Below are 25150 nucleotides of genomic sequence, written 5' to 3'. Positions count from 1 at the left end.
AATCCGGCAGCGTTTTCCAGATTTCGAAATATACAGATTCCAGAGCGGAGATTTTTCTGGCATTGCAGGTCGGCAGAACGGCATACACGTCTCACCAACGTTCATGATCGACGGTCTGGTGGACAATCGGACATGAGAGTAGCGACGAAGTCGCAACCTGGGTAGAGCGATTATCGTAGTGCCACAACGCCACCACCCATACCATATATGGTAGTTGCTTGACTCTTGTCTCAAAAAGAGTCCGTCAGATTGATTCGCTCTTTACTTTCTGTAAGCAAATCACATATAGATTGCTGATTAATCCCGTCGTGGCTACGGCCGCGACGCTTCCCCCGGGCCACGGCTCGGGGGTTCGCATTTTAGGGGTCCTGATGGGGGAAAGAGCGCGAATTCAGTGCTTTGTCGATGGGTTCAACCTTTATCACGCAATCGATAATCTCAAATTGCCGCACCTAAAATGGCTGGATTTGAGAAAACTCATCGAAGGATTCACCGACCCCACATTGCAAGAAGTGCAGTCGATATTCTATTTCTCCGCTTTTGCAACCTGGCGACCTGATGCTCACCGACGACATCAGCAGTATGTTGAAGCGCTGAAAACAGTCGCTGTGACGCCGGTAATGGGGCGCTTCAAGGAAAAAGACGCATACTGCCGCATTTGCAAAACACCTTATAAAACACACGAGGAAAAAGAGACGGACGTCAACATCGCTTTATGGCTGCTCAACGAAGCCTATAAGGACAACTTCGATGAGGCCTTTATCATCAGCCGCGACAGTGATCTGACGCCAGCGATTCGGATGGTGCTGAACGAATTCCCCCACAAGAAAATCAAAGTCATCTCGCCGCCGAACGCAGGACACAGCAAAGAAATCGGTCAACTTGTCGGGTCGAAAAAGCTCGCTTCGATTAAACAGATCCACCTCGAACGGACACTATTCCCGGCGACTGTCACTGACCCCGATAGCGGGCTTGTGGTAGCGAGACGCCCGGCAGCTTACGATCCTCCCGCCTGATTCGAAAGCGACAGCCAGAGCACAGAAGCCACCGCCGCAATCGAGCGTTAACGGACGCACTTTTAGATATGCAAGCTTGTGACGTCGCAGGCGTCGATCCGCCGGAGCTCCTAGACCGAGCCGCACGGGAAGCGTTTCAGTAGTTCGCCGAGCGTTGTAGTTTCAAGGATCTTGGCATCGGGTGCGGCACCGAAGCGATCGACCTGGATCCCCAGTTGCGTGCCCACTTCTCGGCTTCGAGCTTGCTGTCGAACGACTGTAGCGAGGCTTCATACCGTGCCGACGCACTTGGCTTGCCAGCGTCCTCTGAGCTTTCTGATCGTCGCCACGTGATCTCCCTTTATATCGAAGATCAGGGGTAGGATGCCCTGGAGGTGCCACGAAAGCGATTTGCTCGCCTCCACAACAGAAATTTAGGATCCCGGCACTACGTTCCCGTTCATAAAAAAGACGGAGACAGTAGTGCGTAAACGCGTTCACCAAGGTCACGCAGTCCCAGACTTCGTGGATCGATTCGGAATAGCAATAGCTCATTTCTCTCTAAGGATTCGCGAGACAAAGAATATTAAACATCGCGGCGCTAAAGGGACGGAGCGCGAAACGGATATCAGACACTTCTTAAAAGAACTCCTCCCTTCGCGATATGAAGTAGTTGTCGGCGAGGCCGTTGATCTATTCGGCAATAAAAGTCCGCAGATGGACGTAATTATCTTCGATAGAGACAAGAATTTCCCTTTTTACGCAGGCGATTACTTTGTAATTCCCGCGGAAGCGCTTCTTGTGAGCATAGAAGTTAAGTCGAAATTGACCGCCGCAGAAGCTGAAAAATGCATCAAGTCAGCTACAGACCTGAAGGATCTACGCCCAGGAAAACAGAGAATCGTTCGAAATGTCGGAACAGAAACCGACAAGTTCCGGTATTTCCACGTCGTATTTGCTTATGACACTGATATTGGCAAAACGGATTGGGCAACGAAGGAAGCAGATAGGCTTACCAACGGAGGCTCAACGGCTATCGATTTCGTATATGTCCTGGACCGAGGACTAATCAATCTAAAGGATCGGAAGGTGATGCCAGAAGACAACGAAACCGGTCAGGCACTGGTCGCTCTGCATTTCGCAATCAACAATTTCCTCGACCGAGAAAATGGCAGACGGGATCCGGCTCCGTATTTCAGCTACGCCACAGATCTGAATAGGTTTTGGAAAAAGACTTAGGCCGCCAGCAATGAATGCGCCTTCAGTGTGGCCCTAGCCAATTCGGCAACAGCATTCAAGGTCGACTGAAACCAGAGGACAGTGGGGAACGATTGGCAATCCAGGATTCAGTGGCGGAGAGGGTGGGATTTGAACCCACGATACCCTTGCAGGTATGCCGCATTTCGAGTGCGGTGCATTCGACCACTCTGCCACCTCTCCGCGGTCAGGTCGGCGCGTGTTCGGCGCGGGGGGCTACATAGCGACAGAATGGCGGGCTGGCAAGACGAAATCTCAAAGCTTTTCATCCTTTTGCCTTGACAGTGTTTTGGGCCTCGCGTATCTCGGCTTCGCAATAGGTGTGGATAAGTCCGTGCCTGCCCGTCTTGCGCTCGCGCGGGCGGATCACCGGCAGCGAGAGTTCTGGGCGAAAGCCTCTGAAATCCCTGCTTAACCTCGACTGATAAAAAGACGGCCACCTGCTTGTTTGGCGGGTATGAGCCGGAACGAACATGAAAGGATAAAAAATGTTCGCAGTCATCAAGACCGGCGGTAAGCAGTACCGTGTGGCGGCAAACGACGTGCTGACCATCGAGAAGCTTGAAGCAACCGCTGGCGACGCAATTGAATTCACCGAAGTCCTCGTAATCGGCGAAGGCGCCGACGCTGCGATTGGTGCTCCCTTTGTCAAGGGCGCTTCCGTCAAGGCTGAAGTGGTCGAGCATAACCGCGGCGAGAAGGTCATTGCCTTCAAGAAGCGCCGTCGTCAGAACTCGAAGCGTTCGCGCGGCCATCGTCAGCATCACACCGTTGTCCGCATCACGGACATCGTGGCTGCTAAGTAAGATCACGGGACTGAAGGTTTAAAGGAGAACACCAATGGCACACAAAAAAGCTGGCGGTTCGTCGCGCAACGGTCGTGATTCCGAATCCAAGCGCCTTGGCGTGAAGAAGTTTGGCGGCGAAGCCGTCATCGCAGGCAACATTATCGTGCGTCAGCGCGGTACGCAGTGGCATCCGGGTTCCAACGTCGGCCTCGGCAAGGATCACACGATCTTTGCTCTCACCGCCGGCAATGTGAACTACCGAACGAAGGCCAACGGTCGCGTATACGTGTCTGTAATGCCGAAAGCGGAAGCAGCGGAATAAGCCGGTAGCGCTCTAAAACAGCCGGCGTCTCATCGACCCGGCTGAGCGTATCAGGTTCAGTCCAGAAAACAGGGGAGATGGGGCGCCATCTCCCCTTTTTTCTTGTCCAACGAAGGAGGACTGAACATGCAAGGCGAATTGTTGAGGGAAGGCCAATCGTGGTCTCCCCGGGAAGACCAGCGGTCTCCCAAGGAACGGCTGAGGCCGGAGCGGTTAAGGACCGATTGCCCTGTCTTACTATCGGAGCGACTCGTTATGCGCGCGCCGCACGAAGAAGACATTGACGCCCTTGCCCATCTTGCCAACAATGCCAAAGTCGCCACCATGGTGTCGCGTATGCCGCACCCGTACACGGCCAATGATGCCGCCGACTTCGTGCGACGCACGAAAAACGGCGAGATTGGCAAGTGCGTCTATGCGATCACCAAGGCCGAGAACGGCGCCTTTATCGGGTGCTGTGGGGTCGAACCACATCTCGACGGGCGGACCGTCGAGATCGGTTACTGGCTTGGAGAACATTACTGGAATCAAGGCTTTATGACCGAGGCATGCCATGCTCTGGTCGATATGGTCTTCCGCACGCGGCAGGATGTCGACCAGATCGATGCCCGGTGCCGGGTGATGAACGTCGCTTCGCGGCGAGTCATCCAGAAGTGCGGTTTCCAGTTCCAGGGATCGGGGCTGGCGGCATCGCTTGCGCTTGGAAGCAACGTGCCAGTCGAGTGGTACAGACTCGACCGCAAGACCTGGATGTCGCTGAGAAGCTGGGGGAGCGTCTTATGAACGCTATCAGTCTTCAAAGAGCCAGGAGCCAGTCGATGACGCCCGGTCCGTTGCCGGTCATTACAACGGACCGGCTGGTGCTGCGCCCGCACAGACTGAGCGATGCAGATGCGATCGCCGACACGCTGTCCGACTTCGCCGTTACCCGCATGCTCGCGCGTGTCCCTGCGCCTTACGACAGGCAGGACGCGCTCGACTGGCTGGTGCCGGTGACGGCGGGCGGCATGCCCGACTGGCAGTTTGCCATCACCGCCGGTGACGACGCCCATATCGGCGTCGTCGCCATCGAGCTTCGCCATGGTCTTTGGCACCTCGGTTACTGGCTGAACCGCTACTACTGGCGGCGCGGCTATATGAGCGAGGCGGTATTGGCTGTGCTTGAGCGGTTTTCGCGCCGTATGCCTGAGACGGTGGTTCATTCCGGCGTCTTCGCCGATAACCCGGCTTCGCTGAAACTGCAGGAAAAGCTCGGCTTCCGCATGATCGGCTGCAGCGAAATCTACAGCTACGCACGCAACACCATGGTTACACATGTCGAGACGATGCTGAAGCCGGGCGCCCTACAACAGGCCAGGATCGCTTGAGATGAAAAGGAGGCGTCCCGATGTGTCGGGACGCCTCAACCCTAGCCATCGATCTCTGCCCAGACAGGGAAGTGATCGGAGCCGACCGAATTTGTGTCGATCTTCACGGATTTCAGGCGGCCCGTGAGGCCGCAGCTGACGAAACAGTAGTCGAGATGCATGCGTTTGCCGTGGTCCTTGGGATCCATCCAGCTGTAGCTGCCGGGCGTGTAGGCCTTCAACACGGCAAATGCGTCAACCGGCGTGCCGATACGCTGGACACGGCCGTAATAGCCGTCGCTGGCGCCGGCAAAAATGCAATATTCCGGCGATTCCGGCGTCATGTTGAAGTCGCCCATCACGACGTAATCCTCGGTCAACGGCGGATCGCTGATATCGAACTCTTCGCCACCCGTAAGCGATCCGCCTTCGGACACGAAGGCGTTGATACGCTCGTTCAGATGAGAAAGCTGCCGGCTGCGCTCGTCGATGGAGACATGATCGAGATGCACCGAATAGACGCGCAGCGCGCCGGCAGGCGTCTCGATAACGGCCTCGGTCGCGCCACGCTGGAGATTGATCTTGGAGATCGTTCGGCTGCGCGGCAGATGCAGCGTTCGGGTCGAGAGGATCGGCCAACGCGAGAGCACCATGTTTCCGAACTGGAAGCGGGTTCCGCGCAGCGGCCAGCCTTCCGAGGCTTCCTCGACATGCAGGTCGCAAGCCGGTCCATAGACCCAGAAGTGGTTGGGAAAAAGCGCTGCGAGATCCGCGGCCATGTCGGCATAATCGTTGCGGACGAAGCCCCGGGTCACCTCCTGGAGTGCGATGATGTCGGCGCCCTTAAGGCTCGCAGCGATTCGGTCGAGGTCGTAGATGCCATCAAGACCGAAGCCGTACTGTATGTTATAGCTCGCAAACTTCACGATAATCCTTTGACCTCCGATTGAACCGCCTATATCGAAAGCGGCAAGAGGGGCGATGAACTGCCACCGCACAATGGAAGTAAGATGAAATTTCTCGACGAAGCAAAGGTCTATATCAAGTCCGGAGACGGCGGCGCGGGCAGTGTCTCGTTCCGGCGCGAGAAGTTCATCGAGTTCGGCGGCCCTGACGGTGGCGACGGCGGACGCGGCGGTGATGTCTGGGTCGAGGCGGTCAATGGTCTCAATACGCTGATCGACTTCCGCTATCAGCAGCACTTCAAGGCCAAGATCGGCATGCATGGCATGGGCAAGAACCGCACCGGCGCGAACGGCGACGACGTGGCGCTCAAGGTGCCTGTCGGCACGCAGATCTTCGAGGAAGACAGGGAGACGTTGATCTGCGATCTGACCGAAGAAGGACAGCGCTTCCGGCTCGCCGCAGGCGGCAATGGCGGCTTCGGCAATGCGCACTTTAAATCCTCGGTCAATCAGGCGCCGGACTGGGCCAATCCCGGTCTCCCCGGCGAGGAAAAGACGATCTGGCTGCATCTGAAGTTGATTGCCGATGCGGGCCTTGTTGGATTGCCGAATGCCGGTAAGTCCACGTTCCTCGCAGCCGTCACCCGCGCCCGACCGAAGATTGCGAACTATCCTTTTACGACGCTGCACCCGAACCTCGGTGTCGCGACCGTCGACGGGCAGGAATTCGTCCTTGCCGATATTCCGGGGCTGATCGAAGGCGCACATGAGGGTGTCGGCATCGGGGACCGCTTCCTCGGCCACGTCGAGCGCACACGCGTACTGCTGCATCTCGTGTCCTCGCAGGAGGAAAAGGTTGGCAAAGCCTACACGACCGTCCGCCGCGAACTCGAGGCATATGGCGGCGACCTTGGCGACAAGGTTGAGATTGTCGCTCTGTCGCAGATCGATGTTCTCGATGACGTCACGTTGAAGAAGAAGACGAAGGAACTTGCCAAGGCCTGCGGCAGGGCGCCGTTCCAGATTTCCGCGGCGACGGGCAAGGGCATGACGGAAGTGTTGCGTGCCCTGCGCGATATCATCGTCGAGGCGAATGCCGGCGCGGCGGAAAAGCTCGCCAAGGCACCAAAACTTCGTCACCGCGACATGGTGTCGGAAGATGAAGGCGAGGCCAATGACGACGCGTAAGTCGCTTGGGCGTTATCGCCGCGTCGTTATCAAGATTGGCTCGGCTCTCCTTGTCGATCGCAAGACGGGTCTGAAAAAGGCATGGCTGGATGCAATGTGCCGCGATATTGCGGCGCTGAAAGCCAAGGGCGTTGACGTCCTCGTCGTTTCCTCGGGTGCCATCGCACTTGGTCGTTCGGTCCTCGACCTGCCTTCTGGCGCGCTGAAGCTGGAGGAAAGCCAGGCGTCGGCGGCCGTCGGCCAGATCGCCTTGGCGCGCGCCTGGTCAGAAAGCTTGTCGCGCGACGAGATCGTCGCGGGCCAGATTCTGCTGACGCTCGGCGACACCGAAGAGCGTCGCCGCTATCTGAACGCGCGCGCCACCATCAACCAACTTTTGAAGATCGGTGCCGTGCCGATCATCAACGAGAACGACACTGTTGCTACCAGCGAAATCCGCTATGGCGACAATGATCGCCTGGCTGCGCGTGTCGCGACGATGGCCGGCGCCGATCTGCTGATTCTGCTGTCGGACATTGATGGCCTCTATACGGCGCCGCCGCACCTCGATCCGCAGGCGGAGTTTCTGGCCACGATTGCTGAGATCACGCCTGAAATTGAAGCCATGGCTGGCGGTGCCGCGTCCGAGCTGTCGCGTGGCGGCATGCGCACCAAGATCGATGCCGGCAAGATTGCGACGACGGCCGGCTGCGCAATGATCATTGCCTCCGGCAAGGCAGGTAGCCCGCTCTCGGCAATCGAGAATGGGGCACGGTCCTCATGGTTCGCCCCTTCAAGGACGCCCGTTACGGCACGAAAGACTTGGATTGCCGGACAGTTGCAGCCGGCAGGCGAACTTCACGTCGATGAGGGCGCTGCTGCTGCGCTCGGCGCCGGCAAGAGCCTGCTGCCAGCCGGTGTTCGCAAGGTTATCGGGCTTTTCAGCCGTGGCGATACGGTGGCGATTGTGGGCCCTCAGGGCCGCGAAATCGCGCGCGGGCTTGCTGGCTATGATGCCGAAGAGGCCCGGCAGATTACTGGTCGCAAATCGACCGAGATCGAGGCAATCCTCGGTTACGCGGGACGCGCGGCAATGATCCATCGCGACGACATGGTGATGACGTCGCAGATCGGTTCGAAATCGGAAAGGCAGAAGAAGGACACAAGCTATGCTTGATACTGTTGCGCAGAGCCCTGACATTGACGCGCTGATGAATGACATCGGCCGCAAGGCCAAGGCTGCGGCGCGACCGTTGGGCTTCGCGTCCACCGAAGCTAAGAACAGGGCATTGAATGCTATGGCCGATGCGATCCTCGCCAACAAGGATCATATCCTCTCCGAAAATGCCAAGGATCTGAAGGATGTTGCCGGCACGGAGATGCTCGCGTCCTTCGTCGATCGTCTGACACTGACCGACAAGCGCATCGCCGAGATGGCTGATGGCATCCGCGCAATTGCTGCTCTGAGGGACCCGGTCGGCGAGGTAATCGCGGCGTGGGAACGGCCGAATGGCCTGAAGATCGAGCGCGTCCGCACGCCGCTCGGCGTGATCGGCGTGATCTTCGAGAGCCGTCCGAACGTCACGGCAGATGCCGGTGCGCTCTGCTTGAAAGCCGGCAATGCGGTCATTTTGCGGTGCGGTTCGGATTCCCGGCGTTCATCGCAGGCAATCCATGCCTGCCTTGTGCAGGGCCTGAAGGCTGCCGGACTTCCGGAGCATGCAATTCAGCTCGTGCCGGTGACCGATCGCGCTGCTGTTGGCGCTATGTTGCGCGGATTGGATGGTACGATCGACGTTATCGTTCCGCGTGGCGGCAAAAGTCTTGTTGCACGAGTTCAGAACGAGGCGAGGGTACCCGTTTTCGCGCACCTTGAAGGACTTTGCCATATCTATGTGGACGCGTCGGCCGATCTCGGCATGGCCAAGGAGATCGTCGTCAACGCCAAGATGCGGCGCACCGGTATCTGCGGTGCGGTGGAAACGATTCTCGTAGACCGGGCTGTTGCCAAGACCCATCTTCGCCCGCTGCTGGAGGCCCTAGCAGGAGCCGGTTGCGAGATTCGCGGTTCGGCTGAGGTTGTTCAGGCAATGCCTGGCGCGAAGGCGGCCACCGAGGAGGATTGGTCGACGGAATATCTGGATGCGATCGTTTCGGTTGGCGTTGTCGACGGCATTTCCGGGGCGATCCAGCATATCCAGACTTATTCCTCCAACCACACCGAGGCAGTGATTGCCGACGATCCTGATGTAGTGGAGCGGTTCTTCACCGAGGTCGATTCCGCGATCCTGTTGCACAACGCATCGACCCAGTTTGCTGATGGCGGCGAGTTCGGAATGGGGGCCGAGATCGGCATCGCGACCGGCAAGATGCACGCCCGCGGCCCCGTCGGCGTCGAGCAGTTGACATCATTCAAGTATCGGGTGCACGGCACCGGACAGACCCGGCCCTGACGTGATCAACGACGAAGTCGATCGACGTTATCTTCGCATGCCGCATACGGAGCGCGGCATGGTCGTCGGTCTTTTCGGCGGCTCCTTCAATCCGCCGCATGACGGACACGCGCTAGTGGCCGAAATCGCGATCAAGCGGCTCGGCCTCGATCAGTTGTGGTGGATTGTCACGCCGGGCAATCCGCTCAAGGATCGACGCCATCTGTTGCCGCTTTCCGAACGCATAGCGCTGAGCGAGCGGCTTGCTCGCCATCCCTCGATCAAGATCACAGCATTCGAGCGCGATTTCGCGACAAGCTTCACGGCAAACACGCTGGCTCGTGTGAAGGCGCGCAATCCACATGTCCATTTTATCTGGATCATGGGGGCGGACAGCTTGAAGACTTTACATCAGTGGCAACGCTGGCAGGACATCGTCAACACATTCCCGATTGCGGTGATTGACCGCCCCGGTTCCACTTTGTCGTTCCTTTCATCGAAGATGGCGAGGACGTTTGATTTCGCCCGCGTTGACGAGGACGATTCCCGCGCGCTCTGGAAGCGCCAGGCGCCAGCCTGGACCTTCATACACGGTCCGCGCTCCGGCCACAGCTCGACCGCCATTCGCGCCACGAACGGTGCCATCAGATAATTCGATTTTTCCGGGGTTTGACAAATGAAAAGCCCGACGGGGGAGGAGATCCGTCGGGCTTTATAAACTTGATCGACAACTGGGAGGAGGAGTGTTGCCGATCCATATCCAACGGCTTTGGGAGGAGGAGATCGCCGTTCGATGAGTGTGTTGTATCATAGTCGCCGAATTTTTGAACCGGGTTCATTGCATTGCAGCAATGCGACACAAGCATGGCTCCGGGCCGAGACCTCTCCGTTCTTGCCTAATTATTTCGCAATCTTTGGCTACTTTTGCAGAAATTTCAAACCTTTGGATAATCTTACCCTAAAATCATAGGGCCATTTCTGCGATTTTGTGAGTCGATGGTGCTTAGATATGCGATTCACGAATGCGTGAAGTCTGAGATTGATGGGCGACTCGAAGGGTTATGCTTGGGAAAATATAGCGCTAGCCAAGGCACTGGCGACGTTATATCTCTACGAATATTTCGAACTCGGGGAGATATCAATGCAAAGTCGCCGCCAATGGATCAAATTCACTGCCGCCGCCATTTCGGCCGCCTTTCTGGGTGTTGCCGCGACACCTGCCGCGGCTGTGGAGAAGGTTACTGTTTTCGCAGCCGCCAGCCTGAAGAATGCTCTCGACGCGGCGAATGCCGCTTGGGCGAAAGAGGGCGGTAAGGAGGCTGTTGCTTCGTACGCTGCGAGCTCTGCACTTGCTAAGCAGATCGAAGGCGGCGCACCTGCGGACATCTTCATCTCCGCCGACCTGGACTGGATGGACTACCTTGCGAAAAAGAATCTGATCAAGTCCGACAGCCGGTCCAATCTGCTGGGTAACAAGATCGTGCTTGTCGCAGCCAAGGATCACGCCAAACCGGTCGAGATATTGAAGGGCTTCGATCTTGCCGCGTTGCTCGGAGACGGCAAGCTTGCCATGGGTGAGGTGAAGTCGGTTCCGGCCGGCAAGTACGGCAAGGCTGCGCTTGAAGCGCTTGGCGTGTGGCCCTCGGTTGAAGCCAAGGTCGCCGGCGCTGAAAGCGTTCGTGCCGCGCTCGCGTTGGTATCGCGCGGTGAGGCTCCCTATGGCATCGTCTATCAGACCGATGCCTCCGCGGACGCGGGCGTTGCCGTTGTCGGCACTTTCCCGGCCGATTCGCATCCGCCGATCATTTATCCGATCGCCATTCTCTCAGAGAGCAAGAATCCGGATGCTGCGGCCTACCTCAACTTCCTGAAGTCGGAAAAAGCCGCTCATTTCTTTACTGAGAAGGGCTTCACCATCTTGAAATGATTGCGATTTTTCGCATGAAGACATAGCGTGAGAAGGCCCGCTCGGACGGGCCTTATATTTTGGAGAGATGGCTTGGATGCACTCGGCCTGAGCAACGATGAATGGACGGCGATCTTGCTCAGCCTGCGCGTGTCAGTGGTCGCGATGCTGGCGAGTTTGCCATTCGGCATCGGAGTAGCCCTGTTGCTGGCGCGCGGACGGTTTTGGGGTAGGTCGATCCTGAATGTGGTCGTTCACTTGCCGTTGATCCTTCCTCCTGTCGTCACCGGTTTCATCTTGCTGATCCTCTTTGGACGTCGCGGACCGATCGGCAGTTTTCTCGACCAGCATTTCGGCGTCGTCTTTTCTTTTCGATGGACAGGTGCGGCGCTTGCCTGTGCCGTCATGGCCTTCCCCTTGATGGTGCGTAGCATCCGGCTCTCGATCGAAGCGGTCGATCGAAAACTGGAGGAGGCAGCTGGCACGCTGGGAGCCGCCCCACTCTGGGTTTTCATGACGATCACGTTGCCGCTGACGCTGCCCGGGATCATCGCCGGAATGATCCTTTCCTTCGCCAAGGCGATGGGGGAGTTCGGGGCAACCATCACGTTCGTCTCCAACATCCCCGGGGAAACACAGACCATTTCTTCGGCGATCTACTCCTTCACGCAGGTCCCGGGCGGTGATGCCGGTGCCCTGCGGCTGACGCTCGTCGCTGTCGCCATTTCGATGGTCGCTTTGCTTGCCTCGGAATTCCTCTCGCGCATCGCCGGCAGGAGGATTGATCCGGAATGACACTCGTCGTGAAAGCAAAGCAGCAGCTTGGCACCTTTTCCCTCGATGCCAGCTTCACCTCTGAGCGGGGGATCACTGCCCTTTTCGGTCGTTCGGGCTCCGGCAAGACATCGATCATTCGTATCATCGCTGGGCTAGCGAGGCCCGACAACGGGCAAGTGATCCTGGATGGCGATGTCATGACGGATACCGACAGGCGGATCTTTGTCCCTAAGCACCGCCGAAGATTCGGCTATGTGTTTCAGGAGGCGCGATTGTTTCCGCACCTCAGTGTCCGTCACAACCTGTCATACGGTCGGTGGTTTGGCAAAGTCGTCGGTCCGGCGGAGAGCCTGGATCGAATTGTCGCGCTGCTCGGTATCGAAAGCCTGCTCGAGCGCAGGCCGGAAAAACTCTCCGGTGGCGAGAAGCAACGCGTAGCAATCGGCCGGGCCCTACTCTCGACTCCCCGCCTCTTGCTGATGGACGAACCCTTAGCGGCATTGGATGATGCGCGAAAAGCAGAAGTCATGCCCTACCTCGAGTGCTTGCGCGACGAGATGGATATTCCGATCGTCTATGTCAGCCACTCGATCGCCGAAGTGGCGCGCCTCGCCAATCAGGTCGTGGTCATGCGGGATGGCGCGGTGGAGGCGGTCGGCCCAGCCGTGGATGTGTTGAACCATCCGCCTGCCTCGTTCGAGCGGCGTGATGCGGGTGCGCTCCTTGAGGGAAAGGTCGAAAGCGTCGATGCGCAGCATCGCATTGCCACGATTACACTGAAATCAACGCAGCTTCATGTCCCGGGCGCGGCGCTGACGCCTGGGAAGGCAGTTCGGGTCCGGATCCCCTCTCGCGATGTGATGCTCGCAATGAGAAGGCCCGAGGCGTTGAGCGCGCTGAACGTGCTTGAAGGCACTGTTCAGGACATGACGCAGGCCGATGACGCCACGATCGATGTGCTCGTCGATTGCGGTGGGGATATAATTCTCTCGCGGATCACGAGTTTTTCGGCGGAGCGGCTAGGTGTGTGCATCGGAGCCCCCGTTTTTGCCGTCATAAAGACCGTCGCGCTGGAACAGTGATCAACGACCGGTTTGGGGCGACCGGTTGGCCTCGAGCCAGGCCAGATCCTCCGCAAGGGTGAACTTCACCATCCGCTCCATCTTTCGAAAGCGGGCAAGGAGTTCATCACCGAACGGTGTCAGCGCTGCGCCCCCGCCCTTCTGGCCACCGCGCTGAGACTCGACCACCGGATCCCGGAACATCCGATTCAAGTCGCTGACAAGTAACCAGGCGCGACGATAGGACATGTCCATCGCCCTGCCTGCGGCGGAAATCGATCCGGTTTCTCTGATGTGTTCGAGCAGTTCCATCTTGCCGCGGCCGAGCCGGTCCTCGTGAGGAAAGCTGATGCGGAGTACAGGAATGAGCGTGTCTTCGGCGGGGTTTTTCATCGGACGGATCTTTGCGGTCGGAACGGAACTTACTTTACGTGTGGTGATAAGGACTGTACACAGCAGGCCGCATGCGCAGTCCTCCATTCAACAATGGTTTGTGATCAAGACGGACATTCACGCTTTGTGATTGCACACGTCTTGAAACGTTAATGGTTTGGTGCCTATCTTAATTATGATTTGGTCACCAAATCAGTGATGTGCATGTTTTGTCATTCCGAGAAAGGGAAAGCACTGACAACAGTACACGCCAAGGGAAAAACGCTTGCCGTTGTCCCGAAGAGCCCGGAACGTGGCGCCGATGCTGCCGCCCGCGCCCTGCACGCCGTCCTCACAAGCCTTGAGGACTCTAAGGCTGAAGATATCGTTACCATCGACATTGCTGGAAAATCGGCACTGGGAGACTTCATGGTCGTCGTCTCCGGGCGCTCGAACAGGCATGTCATGGCGATCTCCGACCACCTGCTGACTGATCTCAAAGACGAAGGGCTTGGAAGCGCCCGTGTCGAAGGTCAGGAAGGCGGTGATTGGATCCTGATCGACACCGGCGATGTCATCGTCCATGTCTTCCGTCCTGAAATACGCGAGTTCTACAACATCGAAAAGATGTGGGCCGCGCCCGATATGGACGAAGAAACGGTGCACTAACAGGCTGCTGGACGCTAGGTCCGCCGCCTGATAGACGGCATTTTATTGGCCGGACGAATCCGGCCGGCGGTAGGTGTGTGCCGCCCTATGCCGAACTGCAGGGAGCGGATGATGCGTGTTGGTCTTTTTGCAGTGGGGCGGCTGAAGTCCGGCCCCGAGAAGGATCTTGCGGCCCGCTATTTCGATCGTTTTGCCAAGGCCGGCCCGGCGGTCGGCCTCGAATTCTCCCGCGTGGCCGAAGTTGCCGAAAGTCGTGCGTCGAACGCCGATACCCGCAAGCGTGACGAAGCGGCGATGCTGCAGAAGTCGCTGGCGGACGGGAGTGTTCTCATTTTGTTGGACGAGCGAGGCAAGGCGCTGGACAGCGAAGGGTTTGCCAGTCTCCTCGGAAACTATCGCGACCAGGGCAAGCGCGACCTAATGATTGCCATCGGCGGCGCCGACGGTCTCGATCCGTCTTTGTACAACCTTGCCGATGCAACCCTTTGTCTCGGCAAGATGACTTGGCCGCATCAGTTGGTTCGTACGCTGATCGCCGAACAGCTTTATCGAGCCGTGACGATCCTTTCCGGCCATCCCTATCATCGCGTATGATGGGCTTTGCTGCTCACGCAGGCGTGTCTGTTGCGACGTGCGCTAACCCTCAATCGATCTGGCAAAGAACGCCAAATCAGCCTAATCTCCGCGCGATTTGAAAGGATTTCAAGGTTCGTATGCCGCCACGTGCGTTCAAGCCAAAATACGTCATTCTGACGGCCCTGGCCGTAGGCTTGGGTGTGTCTGTGGCAGCAGTTGAGAACCGCGCCGTCGCCCAGGATGCGCCGGAAGCTGCGCAGATGCCGCCGGCCGAAACACCTGCCGCCACGACTGGCACGGCCGCTGAGGAGCGGCCCGATCCGGCAGCTGATCTGGCAAGGAAGCGGGACGAGACGCGGGCTGTACTCGAAGCCTTGTCTAAAACGATCGACCTTTCATCAGATAAGGTTGCCGAGCTTCAGAAGAGCATTGCGGATCTGGACAAGAACAGCAGCAGTGTTCGTCAGGCGCTGATCGATTCAGCGACGCGGCGCAAGGCGCTTGAGAAACAAATCCTGGAAAGCGAGAAGAAGCTCGCCGATCTCGGCGTCAAGGAAGACGCGGTTCGCCGGTCGCTGCATGAACGGCGCGGCTTGCTGGCCGAGGTGCTGGGTGCCCTGCAGCGCATGGGCCGCAATCCGCCGCCGGCCCTCCTCGTGACACCCGACGATGCGCTCGCTTCGGTCCGAAGCGCAATCCTGCTTGGCGCAGTGGTTCCCGGTATCCGAAGGGAGACCGACAAGCTAGCCGCCGATCTTGCCAACCTGTCTTCGTTGCAGGCAGCCAGTGCTGCGGAGAAATCAGCCTTCACCGCAACGATGACGAACAGTATCGAGGAAGAGCGACGGATGGATTTGCTTCTCGCCGAGAACGAGAAGCTGAGCCGCAGCAGCACCGCGGAACTGGATGCACAAAAGAAGCGCTCGGAAGATCTTGCCAGCAAGGCGACAAGCCTGGAGGGGCTGGTCGCATCGATGGAAACCGAGATCGCATCGGTTCGCGACGCCGCCGCTGCAGCCCGCCAGGCCGAGGAGAACCGCAAGCTTCTCACCGACGAGCAGCGCGCCCACGCCAAGGCGCTCGCGGAAAGCGGTGTGCCTGATAAAAACCGCATTGCGCCCGCATATCCCTTCGGAGACTTGAAGGCGAAGCTGGAATTGCCTGTGGCAGGCGATGTGCTGCGCCAGTTCGGCGATGCCGACGGAACCGGCCATGAGGCGATGGGAATGACGCTTGCCACCAATCCGGAAACGGTGGTTACCGCTCCCGCTGACGGCCTTGTCGTCTATGCAGGTGCATTCCGCAGCTACGGCCAGATGATCATCCTCGACGCAGGCGACGGCTACCACCTTGTCCTTTCTGGAATGGAGACGATCAGCACGCGTCAGGGCAAGTTCGTTTTCGCCGGCGAGCCGCTTGCCGCCATGGGTGCAAAAAGAGTAGCGAGCGCGACTGCATTGGCGCTGGAAACCAACCGTCCAACGCTTTACATTGAATTTCGAAAAGATGGAAAACCGGTCGATTCCCGACCATGGTGGACCGCTAAAGACACTGGAAAGGCACGCAATGATTCGTAGGGCTTCTTTTGTTCTGGTCGGCGCATTGATGGGTGCGACCGCGATGAGCGTCATCTATTCGGCGGGCGTGCCTGCAGAAGCAGCCGGAGCCTCCACTTACAAGGAGCTTTCCGTTTTTGGTGACGTTTTTGAGCGTGTGCGCGCACAGTATGTGACGCCGCCGGCCGAAGACAAACTCATCGAAAACGCCATCAATGGCATGCTTTCTTCGCTGGATCCGCATTCGAGCTATATGAATGCCAAGGATGCAGCTGACATGCAGACCCAGACGAAGGGCGAATTCGGCGGCCTCGGTATCGAGGTCACCATGGAAGACGAGCTCGTCAAGGTCATTACGCCGATCGATGATACGCCTGCAGCCAAGGCCGGCGTTCTTGCTGGTGACTATATCTCCGAGATCGATGGTCAATCGGTTCGCGGCCTGAAGCTGGAAGACGCGGTCGAAAAGATGCGTGGTCCGGTCAACACACCGATCAAGCTGACGCTGATCCGCAAGGGTGCCGACAAGCCGATCGAGCTGACAATCGTCCGCGACGTCGTCGCGGTTCAGGCCGTGAAGTCGCGCGTCGAGGATGATGTCGGCTATCTGCGCGTCATCTCCTTTACCGAGAAGACTTACCCTGATCTCGAGAAGGCGATCGAGAAGATCAAGAAGACGGTCCCGGCTGACAAGCTGAAGGGCTACGTCCTCGATCTTCGTCTGAACCCGGGCGGTCTGCTCGATCAGGCAATCCAGGTTTCCGACGCGCTGCTGCAGCGTGGCGAAGTGGTATCCACCCGCGGTCGTAATCCGGACGAGACCCGCCGCTTCAATGCTGGTCCGGGTGATCTGACGGATGGCAAGCCGGTGATCGTGTTGATCAACGGCGGTTCGGCATCGGCCTCGGAGATCGTTGCTGGCGCGCTGCAGGATCTGCGTCGTGCAACTGTTCTCGGCACGCGTTCGTTCGGCAAGGGCTCGGTCCAGACGATCATACCGCTCGGCGAAAACGGCGCGTTGCGACTGACGACAGCGCTCTACTACACGCCGTCTGGCCGCTCCATCCAGGGCACGGGCATCACGCCTGACATCAAGGTCGATGAGCCGCTTCCCGATGACCTGAAAGGGAAGATGACCACGGAAGGCGAGTCGAGCCTGCGCGGGCACATCAAGGGCCAGAGCGAGACAGACGAAGGCTCCGGTTCGGTTGCCTATGTTCCGCCGGATCCCAAGGACGACGTCCAGCTCAACTACGCGCTTGACCTGCTTCGCGGCAAGAAGACCGATCCGGCCTTCCCGCCCAATCCGGACAAGGCCGTCAGCGCCAAGTAATTGCAATTTGAGGCGTCAGGCCGGATGGTATGTCCGGCCTGACGCCTTTTTGCTGTCCTGATTGTGAAGCGGAAAAGAAGTTTGAATACCGATCTGCACGCCCCCCTCGGACAGAGCCGCAAGGCCAAGCGGCAACGGCCGGGTATTTTGCGCACCGGGCGTGTTGTCGCCGGGATCTGCCTCGTGCTGATCGGGGCGACGTCGCTCTATACGGCGTTTCGCGGCGACGGATTGAAGCGAGAGAAGCCGCTGGCGCAGGACCAGACGGCTGTGCCACCTTCCGACACCGTCCAAAATCAGGCGCCGTCGCAGACTTCATCGGCTGCCGCTCCCAATGGCATGGTGCCATCCGATCCGAGATCGGGCGCAAATGTGGAGCGGATGGTTACCGGCGACGGATCTGTCGTCACGAAATACTCCCCCAGACAACGCGACGGAAATGGACCGGTGTTGGTCGATGCCTCGCAGGTCGGGCAGGATCCACGGATGGCGGCGCTACCGAACGACGCGCTTCTGGAAGACACGCCGTTGGGACGGCTACCGATCGTCGGGCCGGACGGACGTCGCCCGATGGACCAGTATGCGCGACCATGGTCCGGCGCTCACGGGACTCGTATCGCGATCGTCGTCAGCGGGCTCGGGCTTAGCCAGACGGGCACACAACGGGCCATCCAGCAGTTGCCGGAGGAAGTCACCTTCGCCTTTGCCGCCAGCGGCAACAGCTTGCAGCGCTGGATGCAGGAAGCGCGCCGTGGCGGCCACGAAATCCTGCTGCAGGTTCCGTTCGAGCCTTTTGATTACCCGGCAAATGATCCCGCCCCGGACACGCTGCTTACGTCAACGTCGGTTGCGAAGAATATCGAAAACCTGCACAGGGCGATGGGCGAGATCACGAATTATACCGGCATCATGAACTATCAGGGTGGGCGCTTCCTTTCCGACCCCAACGCTATGGAGCCGGTCATGCGGGATATCGGAAAACGCGGGCTGCTGTTCCTTGATGACGGAACGTCGGCCCAATCCAAGACCGCCGCGATCGCAAAGGGAACAGAGGCGCCCTACGCCTTCGCAGATGTGCAGTTGGACAAGCAGCTTGACGTGAACGCCATCATCCAGAAACTGGACGAACTGGAACGCGTCGCGAAGCGTAACGGCCAGGCGATCGGCGTCGCTGCCGCCTTCGATGAGAGCATTGACGCCATCGCGCAATGGACGCAGGAAGCGGCAATGCGAGGCATTGAGATTGTCGGTGTAGCAGCGCTGACCAATGATCCGAAAAGACCTTGAACAGAGAGAGCCTATGAGCAAGCCGATCGTCAAAGCCGAAGACCTGCCGTATCGCCCCTGCGTCGGTGTCATGATTCTCAACCGCCAGGGCCTTGTATGGGCAGGGCGACGGATTCCTGAAGAAAATTCCGAGTATGACGGATCGCCGCAGCTTTGGCAGATGCCGCAGGGCGGCATCGACAAGGGCGAGGATCCTCTTGAGGCGGCCTACCGCGAGCTTTACGAGGAGACAGGCATTCGCACCGTGACGCTGCTGGCCGAGGCGCATAATTGGATCAACTATGATTTACCGCCCCAGCTGATCGGCATCGGATTGAAGGGCAGGTTCCGCGGCCAGACGCAGCGCTGGTTTGCGTTCCGTTTCGATGGTGACGAGAGCGAGGTCGCGATCAATCCGCCGCCCGGTGGCCATGCGCCTGAGTTCGATGCCTGGGATTGGAAGCCGATGGAAAGCCTGCCCGGTCTCATCGTGCCCTTCAAGCGGGCCGTCTATGAGCAGGTGGTCGACGAGTTCAGGCATCTGGTTGGCCTGAGTGCCGCAGGGTAAATGACCGGCGGCTTTAGGGCTGCCGATCATGACAATCATTACTCGGCCTCGTTGGCGGAGTCGGCGTTGAGCTGGCCGTACTTCGATTCGCCGATCTTGCCGAGCAGCTCCAGCTGCGTTTCGAGGAAGTCGATGTGGCCCTCCTCGTCCGCCAGGAGTTCCTCAAAAAGCTTCATCGAGACATAGTCGCCGGCCTCGTGACAGATGTCGCGTGACTTCTTGTAAGCGGTGCGCGCATCGTATTCGCCGGCAAGATCGGCTTCCAGAACTTCCTTGACGTTCTGGCCGATGCGAAGCGGAGCAAGGGTCTGGAGGTTGGGGTGACCTTCGAGGAAGATGATGCGTGCGACCAAGCGGTCGGCGTGATGCATTTCCTCAATGGATTCTGCCCGTTCCTTCTTGGCGAGCTTGGTATAGCCCCAGTCTTCAAGAAGTCGGTAATGGACCCAGTATTGGTTTACGGCGCCGAGCTCGAGAAAGAGGGCCTCGTTAAGCCGCTCGATGACTTTTTTGTCGCCTTTCAATGTCCGCTCTCCTGTTTTCTTCATGGAATTTTCTCAGGCGGGACATGAAATCAAATATTTCGGCTTCCGTCGAGTGGTGACGGGCGTGATATTCCTCGGTCGTCTGGATGATAATATCGACCACGTTTGGGAAGCAGCCACAGCAGCGGCCGCGCTTTCCCATGGCGTGGTATACCTTTGCAGGCACGATCAGCTGCCAACAATCTTGCTCGAGAAGCTCGGTGATAACTTCCCGGATTTCATGATCAGTTATGTAATTGCAGCTGCAGACAAGCACGGCGTCATTCCAAACATGACATTCACTATCGTCTTTTCTGCAAAAGGAGACGGCGAGTGTCAAGAAAAATCGAGTGATGGACGAGGCCATTCATTGCATGTTGAAACGTAAGAGGCTCTTCGTGGGTGCTGCGATCCAGCAGGTCACGACCTGATGATCTCTCCTCAATGAAAATTACGACCTTTCGGCATGACTTGAGTTGTTTCTATCGCTCCGACATGGCTGCTTGAAATCAGCCTTTTCTCCATGACTGCCTTCTCAAGTGAATTTGCGAGTTTCCCTTGGCGCGGATCCATCGTTGGATTGAGCGCTTCATCCGAACGATCACTAACGCCGAAACGACGGGCTTCCTTCTGCAGGATGCCAAGTGCGGGCGTCATATCCTCGATATGATCGACGACTGTGTGGATCACGCCGCTCTGGCTTTGAAGCTTGCCATATATCTTCACGAGCCGTGCTCCCATGACGATCGGGCGGTACTTCTCGAATACCTTCTTCCAGACAATGGCATTGGCAACACCCGTCTCGTCTTCCAATGTCATGAAGATGACGCCCTTGGCCGAGCCGGGGCGCTGACGCACCAAAACCAGGCCGGCAATCGTCACCCTTCTGCCGTTCGGGACGGTGAGAAGATCGACATTCCGAACGACTCCTGCCTTGTGGAATTCTTTGCGCAGGAATGAAACCGGATGGCCCTTCAAGGAGAGCGAAAGGTAGCGGTAATCCTCAACGACTTGTTCACCAGCCAACATTTCCGGTAACCGTGTCTCAGGCTCGACCTGCAGGTCGATGTGGCTCACCTGGTCGAACAGAGGTAGCTTTTCCGCAGCGCTCTTCGCATCAAGCGCCCGCACAGCCCAGAGCGCATCCCGTCGCGACAGTTTTATGGAATGAAAAGCATCCGCATCAGCGAGCCGTTCTATATCCGCTTTCTGCAGGCCTGAACGCAGCCAGAGATCGCGGATGGAAGAATAGCCCTTGCCTCTATTGGCAACGAGCTGCTCCATGCTTGTTTCCGAAAGGCCCTTTATCTGCCTGAAGCCAAGCCGAACGGCTCGCTTTGTCTTGATGATATCCCGCATGCTGGCATGCCGGAAATCGACTGCGCGCTTGTTGAATTCGGCCTCCTCAAGCAAGCAGTCCCAGTTCGATTCATTGATGTCGACGGGCCTGATCTCAACACCATGCTCCCGGGCATCCCTGACAAGCTGCGCGGGGGCATAGAAGCCCATTGGCTGCGAATTCAGCATCGCAGCACAGAAAACGTCGGGATAGTAAGCCTTTACCCAGGAGGAGGCGTAGACGAGCAAGGCGAAAGAGGCGGCGTGGCTTTCCGGGAAGCCGTATTCGCCAAAACCTTTGATCTGGTTGAAGCATTGCTGGGCAAAATCGCGGGGGTAGTTCTTCGCGACCATGCCTTCGATGAACCGCGTTTCGAAATTGCCGATGGTGCCTGTTCGTTTGAAGGTCGCCATGGCGCGTCTAAGCTGATCCGCTTCAGCCGGCTTAAAACCCGCGGCTGTGATTGCGATCTGCATGGCCTGTTCCTGAAACAGCGGCACGCCGAGCGTTCGTTTGAGGACCTCTTTAAGCTCAGGGCTCGGGTATGTCGTCGGGATGCCACGTGCTTTTTCCTCCCTACGTTTCAGGTATGGGTGGACCATGTCACCCTGAATGGGGCCGGGCCTGACGATGGCAACCTCGATGACAAGGTCATAGAACGCCTTCGGCTTCAGACGCGGTAGCATGCTCATCTGCGCCCGGCTCTCGATCTGGAAGACGCCAAGCGTGTCGGCCCGGCACATCATCGCATAGACCGGTTCCTCGTCTTCATGCGTGGCGTTGCCAAGATCGGCGAGCGTCTTCTTGACGTCGTAGTGCAGGAGAAGCAGATCGAATGCCCGCCTCAATGCGGTCAGCATTCCGAGCGCCAGGATGTCGACCTTGAGGATCTTCAGATTGTCGAGGTCATCCTTGTCCCACTCGACCATGTAGCGCCCGGGCATTGCCGTCTTCATGATCGGAACGACTTCATCCAGCCTGTCCCTGGTGATGACGAAGCCGCCGACATGCTGGGTGAGGTGCCGGGGAAAACCGAGAAGCTCGGATGCATATTTCAGCACGTTCCTGGTCATGGGATCGGAAGTTTCGAGCCCGGCGGCCCTCGCTTCACGCTCGGACAGCTTTTCGTCCGACCAGCCCCAGACCAGGCTGCCGATCGCAGATTGGACGTCCTCGGAAAGACCGAAGGCCTTCGAGACTTCGCGCCCGGCGGACCTGGTGCGGTAGGTCGTTACCCCTGCCGTCAAGCCGGCATGTTCCTTGCCGTATTTTTCGTAGATATGCTGGATGACCTCCTCGCGCCTCTCGTGTTCGAAATCGACATCGATATCCGGCGGCTCGTCACGGTCCATCGAGAGGAAGCGGTCGAAGAGCAGGGTGCTCTTCTCCGGATTGACCTCGGTTATCTCGAGGCAATAGCAAATGACCGAGTTTGCCGCAGAGCCGCGACCCTGGCAGAGGATTTTCTTCTCGTGCCGGGCATGCTGGATGATCCTGTGGACCGTCAGGAAGTACGGTTCATATTGCTTCTGACGAACAAGGCTCAACTCGTACTCAATGTTCTTCCGAACTTTCTCAGGCACGCCGTCGGGGAAGCGCTTTGCGGCACCTGATCTGGTAAGACGTTCCAGTGTTTCATATGGCGTTTCCCCCTCGTCATTCTCGGGGGGGTAGTTGTGCTCCAGTTCGTCGAGTGAAAAGGAAAGGCTTCCAAAGAACTTGCCTGTGTTTGTTACGGCGTGCGGATAGTCTCTGAAAAGTCGCAGAATTTCGCTGCCACTCTTGAGATAGCGTTCGGCATTCGGAGCCAGGAGAAAGCCAGCCTCGGGAACGGGAACATGCTCCCTGATAGATGTCACGATATCGGCGAGAGGGCGGCGGGTCGTATCGTGATAGAGCGGCTGGTTGGTGGCGATCAGCCGGATACGGCTGCGGTCAGCCAGCATGGAGACGGTTGCAAACATGCGCTTATCGCGGCCGTCATAGGCGGGAGCGAGCGCCATGTGGATGTTTTTCTGGAAGCGCTTTCTGAAACGCTCCAGACAGGTTTCGAACGCGGCGTGATTGTTATCATCAGCAATGGAAGGGTGCGGAATGATCGCAAGCATCATGTCGTCGCCCCATTCCATTAGATCCGCTTCCGACAGAATGCATTTTCCCTTCTCGGCTCTCAGGTTTCCGGCGCTCAGCAACCGGCAAAGATACGCCCAACCTTGACGATTTCGGGGGTAGGCAAGGATGTCAGGGGTTCCATCCGAAAAGACTAGGCGGGCGCCCGGCTGGAAACGGATCGGATCGAGAATGACGTCACTCTTTTCGTGCTCCTCCAAAAGTCCGGCTCTCATTCGTTCGAACTTCTTTTGGATCGCCTTTGACTGGGCATGCGCCCGAACGACACCCGCAACCGAATTACGGTCAGCAATGCCAAGTCCTCCAAGCTTCAGAACGGCAGCCTGGACGATCATTTCCTCAGGCTTGGAGGCACCCTCCAGAAACGAGAAATTGCTCTTCGCGCCGATTTCGAAGAAGGCGGACATCAGGCGATGACCCCATGCATGTACCAGTTCTGTGCTGCGTCACGCTCATAATGGCCATGGCGATAGATCCAGAAGCGGCGTCCCTGATCGTCTTCGATCCGGAAGTAGTCTCGATCCTCAGCATCCGATCCATCGAGCCACCATTCCATTGCCAGCCGTTCCGGCCCCTCGCTCTTCAGGACACGGTGCTGCATTCGCCGCCAATGAAAGCTCGCCGGTGCGCCATCGGGGACTTCGACGGCAAAGGCGTCCATCGGCTCCGGTTTCCGCAATAGCCGGATGGGTCGCTCGTTCCTGGCCGGCGGCGGATGTCCTTCCCGGGTCTTCTGGGAGGATAGCTGATCGATTGCAGGCAGGGCAATGACGGCTCTTTCGGGTATGTGGCTCTCCCGCAATTGGAAGGTTTGCAAGCAGTCCTCCCCAAGGCGGGCGGAAACCCGATCCACGAAGGCAGCAAGCGACGCATCCTTCTGCTGGCGGTGTTCGAAATCACCCTGTGACGTCACGAAATCTTCGTGCAGGAGCACGTTGAGACGAAGGATCTCGAATCCGTAACCGGCATCGAAATCGTCGTGAATTGCCTGCAGGCGTTCGGCAAAGAGAGCGGCGATGCGCTTGGGCTCTCGCAAGGGCTGCGCGGTCCCGGCAGAAATCCGGAACACCTTGCCATCGACACGGAACAGGACCAGTTCGAAGATGCGGCCGCCGACGCCACGCGCTTCCAATGAGGGCTTCAGGGAGACGGCAATCTGATCGGTGAGCGCAAGGATATCGTCTTCGGCTCCGATCGGCTCAATCAGGCGACGTTCGACCGAGAGGCTCGCGACCGGAAGGCGTGGAGAGACTGGCTCCTCATCTGTTCCAAGCGCCTGATCGAGCCTCAAGAGCAATGCTCCTCCAAAGCGACGGGCAAGCGGGGCGCGTGGCGCACTCAGTAAATCGCCGACATATTTGAGTCCCATCTTATGCAGGGCGCTTACGGTTTCTTCTTCGAGACGCAGGGCCGCGACGGGCAAGGGCGCAAGCGCCTGCTCGGCCTCCCCATGTTCGATAATGCCGCCTTGGCCGAAACGGCTGATGGCCCAAGACAATCCCGGCGACGAGGAGATGGCGCCACGGGCGTCAATTCCCATCTGGAAGAGCCTTGCGAGAATATCCTTGAGAAGGGACGTCTCACCGCCGAACAGATGGGCGCAGCCGGTAATGTCGAGAAACAGGCCATCCACGCCGTCGAGAGCGACAAGCGGGGTATAGCGATCGCACCAGTCGGCGATCGCTTCCAGAAAGCGCCGGTTGGCGGCTGGGTCGTCCTCGATCACATCAAGCGTGGGGTAGATGGCGCGGGCTTCGGCGACGCCCATATGCTTTCGGAGATTGAGGGTTTCGGCTGCCTCGTCCAGCGCTGTCAGCCGCATCGTATTGTTGAGGCGGCTGGAACAGACGATTGGTGCGGC

General features: G+C 58.2%; 25 protein-coding genes, 1 tRNA gene and 1 pseudogene. 20 read left to right on the top strand and 7 right to left on the bottom strand.

Annotation, left to right across the window (positions count from 1 at the left end):
* Window positions 1-57 precede the first annotated feature (57 nt).
* The 3 genes and pseudogenes from ATY79_RS31595 to ATY79_RS18945 all read left to right on the top strand — a co-directional run.
* Window positions 58-179 (top strand): annotated as a pseudogene (locus tag ATY79_RS31595) (thioredoxin); the annotation flags it as partial.
* 192 nt (window positions 180-371) lie between these two features.
* The gene (locus ATY79_RS18950; protein ID WP_141105738.1) at window positions 372-1016 is read left to right on the top strand and encodes an NYN domain-containing protein; all 645 of its coding nucleotides are present in this window, start codon (window positions 372-374) and stop codon (window positions 1014-1016) included.
* A 462-nt stretch (window positions 1017-1478) separates the two neighbouring features.
* On the top strand, window positions 1479-2234 hold the full coding sequence (locus ATY79_RS18945) for a DUF6602 domain-containing protein (protein ID WP_088704574.1): 756 nt from the start codon (window positions 1479-1481) through the stop codon (window positions 2232-2234).
* Window positions 2235-2345: 111 nt separating this feature from the next.
* Here ATY79_RS18945 and ATY79_RS18940 read toward each other — a convergent pair.
* A tRNA-Ser gene (locus ATY79_RS18940) sits at window positions 2346-2435 on the bottom strand.
* A gap of 305 nt (window positions 2436-2740) precedes the next feature.
* On the opposite strand from ATY79_RS18940, the gene rplU reads away from it, so the two are divergent.
* From rplU to ATY79_RS18920, 4 genes are all read left to right on the top strand, one after another.
* Complete coding sequence (gene rplU / locus ATY79_RS18935) at window positions 2741-3058, top strand: 50S ribosomal protein L21 (RefSeq protein ID WP_088704573.1); 318 nt, start codon at window positions 2741-2743, stop codon at window positions 3056-3058.
* A 34-nt stretch (window positions 3059-3092) separates the two neighbouring features.
* Entirely contained in the window at window positions 3093-3362 is a 270-nt protein-coding gene (gene rpmA, locus ATY79_RS18930) for a 50S ribosomal protein L27 (RefSeq protein WP_004127267.1), read from the top strand.
* A 126-nt stretch (window positions 3363-3488) separates the two neighbouring features.
* Window positions 3489-4145, top strand: coding sequence for a GNAT family protein (locus ATY79_RS18925; RefSeq protein ID WP_088693110.1), 657 nt, complete (start codon window positions 3489-3491; stop codon window positions 4143-4145).
* A complete protein-coding gene (locus ATY79_RS18920; RefSeq protein WP_189637155.1) occupies window positions 4142-4729 on the top strand; it encodes a GNAT family N-acetyltransferase in 588 nt (195 codons plus the stop codon). The genes ATY79_RS18925 and ATY79_RS18920 overlap by 4 nt, the downstream gene beginning before the upstream one ends.
* A 41-nt stretch (window positions 4730-4770) precedes the next feature.
* Here ATY79_RS18920 and ATY79_RS18915 read toward each other — a convergent pair whose 3' ends face one another.
* The gene (locus tag ATY79_RS18915; RefSeq protein WP_088704641.1) at window positions 4771-5634 is read right to left on the bottom strand and encodes an endonuclease/exonuclease/phosphatase family protein; all 864 of its coding nucleotides are present in this window, start codon (window positions 5632-5634) and stop codon (window positions 4771-4773) included.
* A gap of 84 nt (window positions 5635-5718) precedes the next feature.
* On the opposite strand from ATY79_RS18915, the gene obgE reads away from it, so the two are divergent.
* From obgE to modC, 7 genes are all read left to right on the top strand, one after another.
* Entirely contained in the window at window positions 5719-6801 is a 1083-nt protein-coding gene (obgE, locus tag ATY79_RS18910; RefSeq protein WP_088693108.1) for a GTPase ObgE, read from the top strand.
* On the top strand, window positions 6788-7957 hold the full coding sequence (gene proB, locus ATY79_RS18905; protein ID WP_088693107.1) for a glutamate 5-kinase: 1170 nt from the start codon (window positions 6788-6790) through the stop codon (window positions 7955-7957). The genes obgE and proB overlap by 14 nt, the downstream gene beginning before the upstream one ends.
* Window positions 7950-9233, top strand: coding sequence for a glutamate-5-semialdehyde dehydrogenase (locus ATY79_RS18900; RefSeq protein WP_088693106.1), 1284 nt, complete (start codon window positions 7950-7952; stop codon window positions 9231-9233). The genes proB and ATY79_RS18900 overlap by 8 nt, the downstream gene beginning before the upstream one ends.
* A 37-nt stretch (window positions 9234-9270) precedes the next feature.
* Window positions 9271-9864, top strand: coding sequence for a nicotinate-nucleotide adenylyltransferase (locus tag ATY79_RS18895; protein ID WP_245312400.1), 594 nt, complete (start codon window positions 9271-9273; stop codon window positions 9862-9864).
* 489 nt (window positions 9865-10353) lie between these two features.
* Complete coding sequence (gene modA / locus ATY79_RS18890) at window positions 10354-11139, top strand: molybdate ABC transporter substrate-binding protein (protein WP_088704640.1); 786 nt, start codon at window positions 10354-10356, stop codon at window positions 11137-11139.
* Window positions 11140-11211: 72 nt separating this feature from the next.
* A complete protein-coding gene (gene modB / locus ATY79_RS18885) occupies window positions 11212-11913 on the top strand; it encodes a molybdate ABC transporter permease subunit (protein ID WP_088693104.1) in 702 nt (233 codons plus the stop codon).
* Window positions 11910-12977, top strand: coding sequence for a molybdenum ABC transporter ATP-binding protein (modC, locus tag ATY79_RS18880; protein WP_088693103.1), 1068 nt, complete (start codon window positions 11910-11912; stop codon window positions 12975-12977). The genes modB and modC overlap by 4 nt, the downstream gene beginning before the upstream one ends.
* On the opposite strand, the gene ATY79_RS18875 is transcribed toward modC, so the two are convergent.
* On the bottom strand, window positions 12978-13349 hold the full coding sequence (locus tag ATY79_RS18875) for a winged helix-turn-helix domain-containing protein (protein WP_088693102.1): 372 nt from the start codon (window positions 13347-13349) through the stop codon (window positions 12978-12980).
* Window positions 13350-13553: 204 nt separating this feature from the next.
* Between ATY79_RS18875 and rsfS the strand changes: the two genes are divergently transcribed.
* From rsfS to ATY79_RS18845, 6 genes are all read left to right on the top strand, one after another.
* The gene (rsfS, locus tag ATY79_RS18870) at window positions 13554-13997 is read left to right on the top strand and encodes a ribosome silencing factor (RefSeq protein WP_007791018.1); all 444 of its coding nucleotides are present in this window, start codon (window positions 13554-13556) and stop codon (window positions 13995-13997) included.
* Between the two features lie 111 nt (window positions 13998-14108).
* A complete protein-coding gene (rlmH, locus tag ATY79_RS18865; protein ID WP_088693101.1) occupies window positions 14109-14591 on the top strand; it encodes a 23S rRNA (pseudouridine(1915)-N(3))-methyltransferase RlmH in 483 nt (160 codons plus the stop codon).
* Window positions 14592-14710: 119 nt separating this feature from the next.
* Window positions 14711-16150, top strand: a complete 1440-nt coding sequence (locus ATY79_RS18860; RefSeq protein ID WP_088704571.1) for a murein hydrolase activator EnvC — start codon at window positions 14711-14713, stop codon at window positions 16148-16150.
* The gene (locus ATY79_RS18855) at window positions 16140-17462 is read left to right on the top strand and encodes a S41 family peptidase (RefSeq protein WP_088693099.1); all 1323 of its coding nucleotides are present in this window, start codon (window positions 16140-16142) and stop codon (window positions 17460-17462) included. The genes ATY79_RS18860 and ATY79_RS18855 overlap by 11 nt, the downstream gene beginning before the upstream one ends.
* A gap of 81 nt (window positions 17463-17543) precedes the next feature.
* Window positions 17544-18749, top strand: a complete 1206-nt coding sequence (locus tag ATY79_RS18850) for a divergent polysaccharide deacetylase family protein (RefSeq protein ID WP_088704570.1) — start codon at window positions 17544-17546, stop codon at window positions 18747-18749.
* 13 nt (window positions 18750-18762) lie between these two features.
* Window positions 18763-19296, top strand: a complete 534-nt coding sequence (locus ATY79_RS18845) for an RNA pyrophosphohydrolase (RefSeq protein WP_088693097.1) — start codon at window positions 18763-18765, stop codon at window positions 19294-19296.
* 38 nt (window positions 19297-19334) lie between these two features.
* Here the strand turns inward: ATY79_RS18845 and bfr are convergent, their stop codons facing one another.
* The 4 genes from bfr to ATY79_RS18825 all read right to left on the bottom strand — a co-directional run bounded on the left by bfr (window position 19335) and on the right by ATY79_RS18825 (window position 25141).
* Window positions 19335-19820, bottom strand: coding sequence for a bacterioferritin (gene bfr, locus ATY79_RS18840; protein WP_007528518.1), 486 nt, complete (start codon window positions 19818-19820; stop codon window positions 19335-19337).
* Window positions 19786-20187, bottom strand: coding sequence for a (2Fe-2S)-binding protein (locus ATY79_RS18835; RefSeq protein WP_088693096.1), 402 nt, complete (start codon window positions 20185-20187; stop codon window positions 19786-19788). The genes bfr and ATY79_RS18835 overlap by 35 nt, the downstream gene beginning before the upstream one ends.
* Before the next feature lie 74 nt (window positions 20188-20261).
* Window positions 20262-23696 (bottom strand): error-prone DNA polymerase, encoded by a 3435-nt coding sequence (locus ATY79_RS18830; protein ID WP_088693095.1) that lies wholly within the window; start codon window positions 23694-23696, stop codon window positions 20262-20264.
* The gene (locus tag ATY79_RS18825; RefSeq protein ID WP_280950893.1) at window positions 23696-25141 is read right to left on the bottom strand and encodes a DNA polymerase Y family protein; all 1446 of its coding nucleotides are present in this window, start codon (window positions 25139-25141) and stop codon (window positions 23696-23698) included. The genes ATY79_RS18830 and ATY79_RS18825 overlap by 1 nt, the downstream gene beginning before the upstream one ends.
* Window positions 25142-25150 lie beyond the last annotated feature (9 nt).

Origin of the sequence: Rhizobium sp. R693 (assembly GCF_002211315.1) — a bacterium.
In the GTDB taxonomy this organism is placed as follows: domain Bacteria; phylum Pseudomonadota; class Alphaproteobacteria; order Rhizobiales; family Rhizobiaceae; genus Rhizobium.
Note: the sequence above shows the minus strand (reverse complement) of the source record. Positions and strands in the feature narration are given on the sequence as shown.

Bases quoted from the DNA above. Each gene is read 5' to 3' on its own strand.
- ATY79_RS18950 (WP_141105738.1), top strand. From the start codon at position 372: ATGGGGGAAAGAGCGCGAATTCAGTGCTTTGTCGATGGGTTCAACCTT.
- rplU (WP_088704573.1), top strand. From the start codon at position 2,741: ATGTTCGCAGTCATCAAGACCGGCGGTAAGCAGTACCGTGTGGCGGCA.
- rpmA (WP_004127267.1), top strand. From the start codon at position 3,093: ATGGCACACAAAAAAGCTGGCGGTTCGTCGCGCAACGGTCGTGATTCC.
- ATY79_RS18925 (WP_088693110.1), top strand. From the start codon at position 3,489: ATGCAAGGCGAATTGTTGAGGGAAGGCCAATCGTGGTCTCCCCGGGAA.
- ATY79_RS18920 (WP_189637155.1), top strand. From the start codon at position 4,142: ATGAACGCTATCAGTCTTCAAAGAGCCAGGAGCCAGTCGATGACGCCC.
- obgE (WP_088693108.1), top strand. From the start codon at position 5,719: ATGAAATTTCTCGACGAAGCAAAGGTCTATATCAAGTCCGGAGACGGC.
- proB (WP_088693107.1), top strand. From the start codon at position 6,788: ATGACGACGCGTAAGTCGCTTGGGCGTTATCGCCGCGTCGTTATCAAG.
- ATY79_RS18900 (WP_088693106.1), top strand. From the start codon at position 7,950: ATGCTTGATACTGTTGCGCAGAGCCCTGACATTGACGCGCTGATGAAT.
- ATY79_RS18895 (WP_245312400.1), top strand. From the start codon at position 9,271: ATGCCGCATACGGAGCGCGGCATGGTCGTCGGTCTTTTCGGCGGCTCC.
- modA (WP_088704640.1), top strand. From the start codon at position 10,354: ATGCAAAGTCGCCGCCAATGGATCAAATTCACTGCCGCCGCCATTTCG.
- modC (WP_088693103.1), top strand. From the start codon at position 11,910: ATGACACTCGTCGTGAAAGCAAAGCAGCAGCTTGGCACCTTTTCCCTC.
- ATY79_RS18875 (WP_088693102.1), bottom strand. From the start codon at position 13,349: ATGAAAAACCCCGCCGAAGACACGCTCATTCCTGTACTCCGCATCAGC.
- rsfS (WP_007791018.1), top strand. From the start codon at position 13,554: ATGTTTTGTCATTCCGAGAAAGGGAAAGCACTGACAACAGTACACGCC.
- rlmH (WP_088693101.1), top strand. From the start codon at position 14,109: ATGCGTGTTGGTCTTTTTGCAGTGGGGCGGCTGAAGTCCGGCCCCGAG.
- ATY79_RS18860 (WP_088704571.1), top strand. From the start codon at position 14,711: ATGCCGCCACGTGCGTTCAAGCCAAAATACGTCATTCTGACGGCCCTG.
- ATY79_RS18855 (WP_088693099.1), top strand. From the start codon at position 16,140: ATGATTCGTAGGGCTTCTTTTGTTCTGGTCGGCGCATTGATGGGTGCG.
- ATY79_RS18845 (WP_088693097.1), top strand. From the start codon at position 18,763: ATGAGCAAGCCGATCGTCAAAGCCGAAGACCTGCCGTATCGCCCCTGC.
- ATY79_RS18835 (WP_088693096.1), bottom strand. From the start codon at position 20,187: ATGGCCTCGTCCATCACTCGATTTTTCTTGACACTCGCCGTCTCCTTT.
- ATY79_RS18830 (WP_088693095.1), bottom strand. From the start codon at position 23,696: ATGTCCGCCTTCTTCGAAATCGGCGCGAAGAGCAATTTCTCGTTTCTG.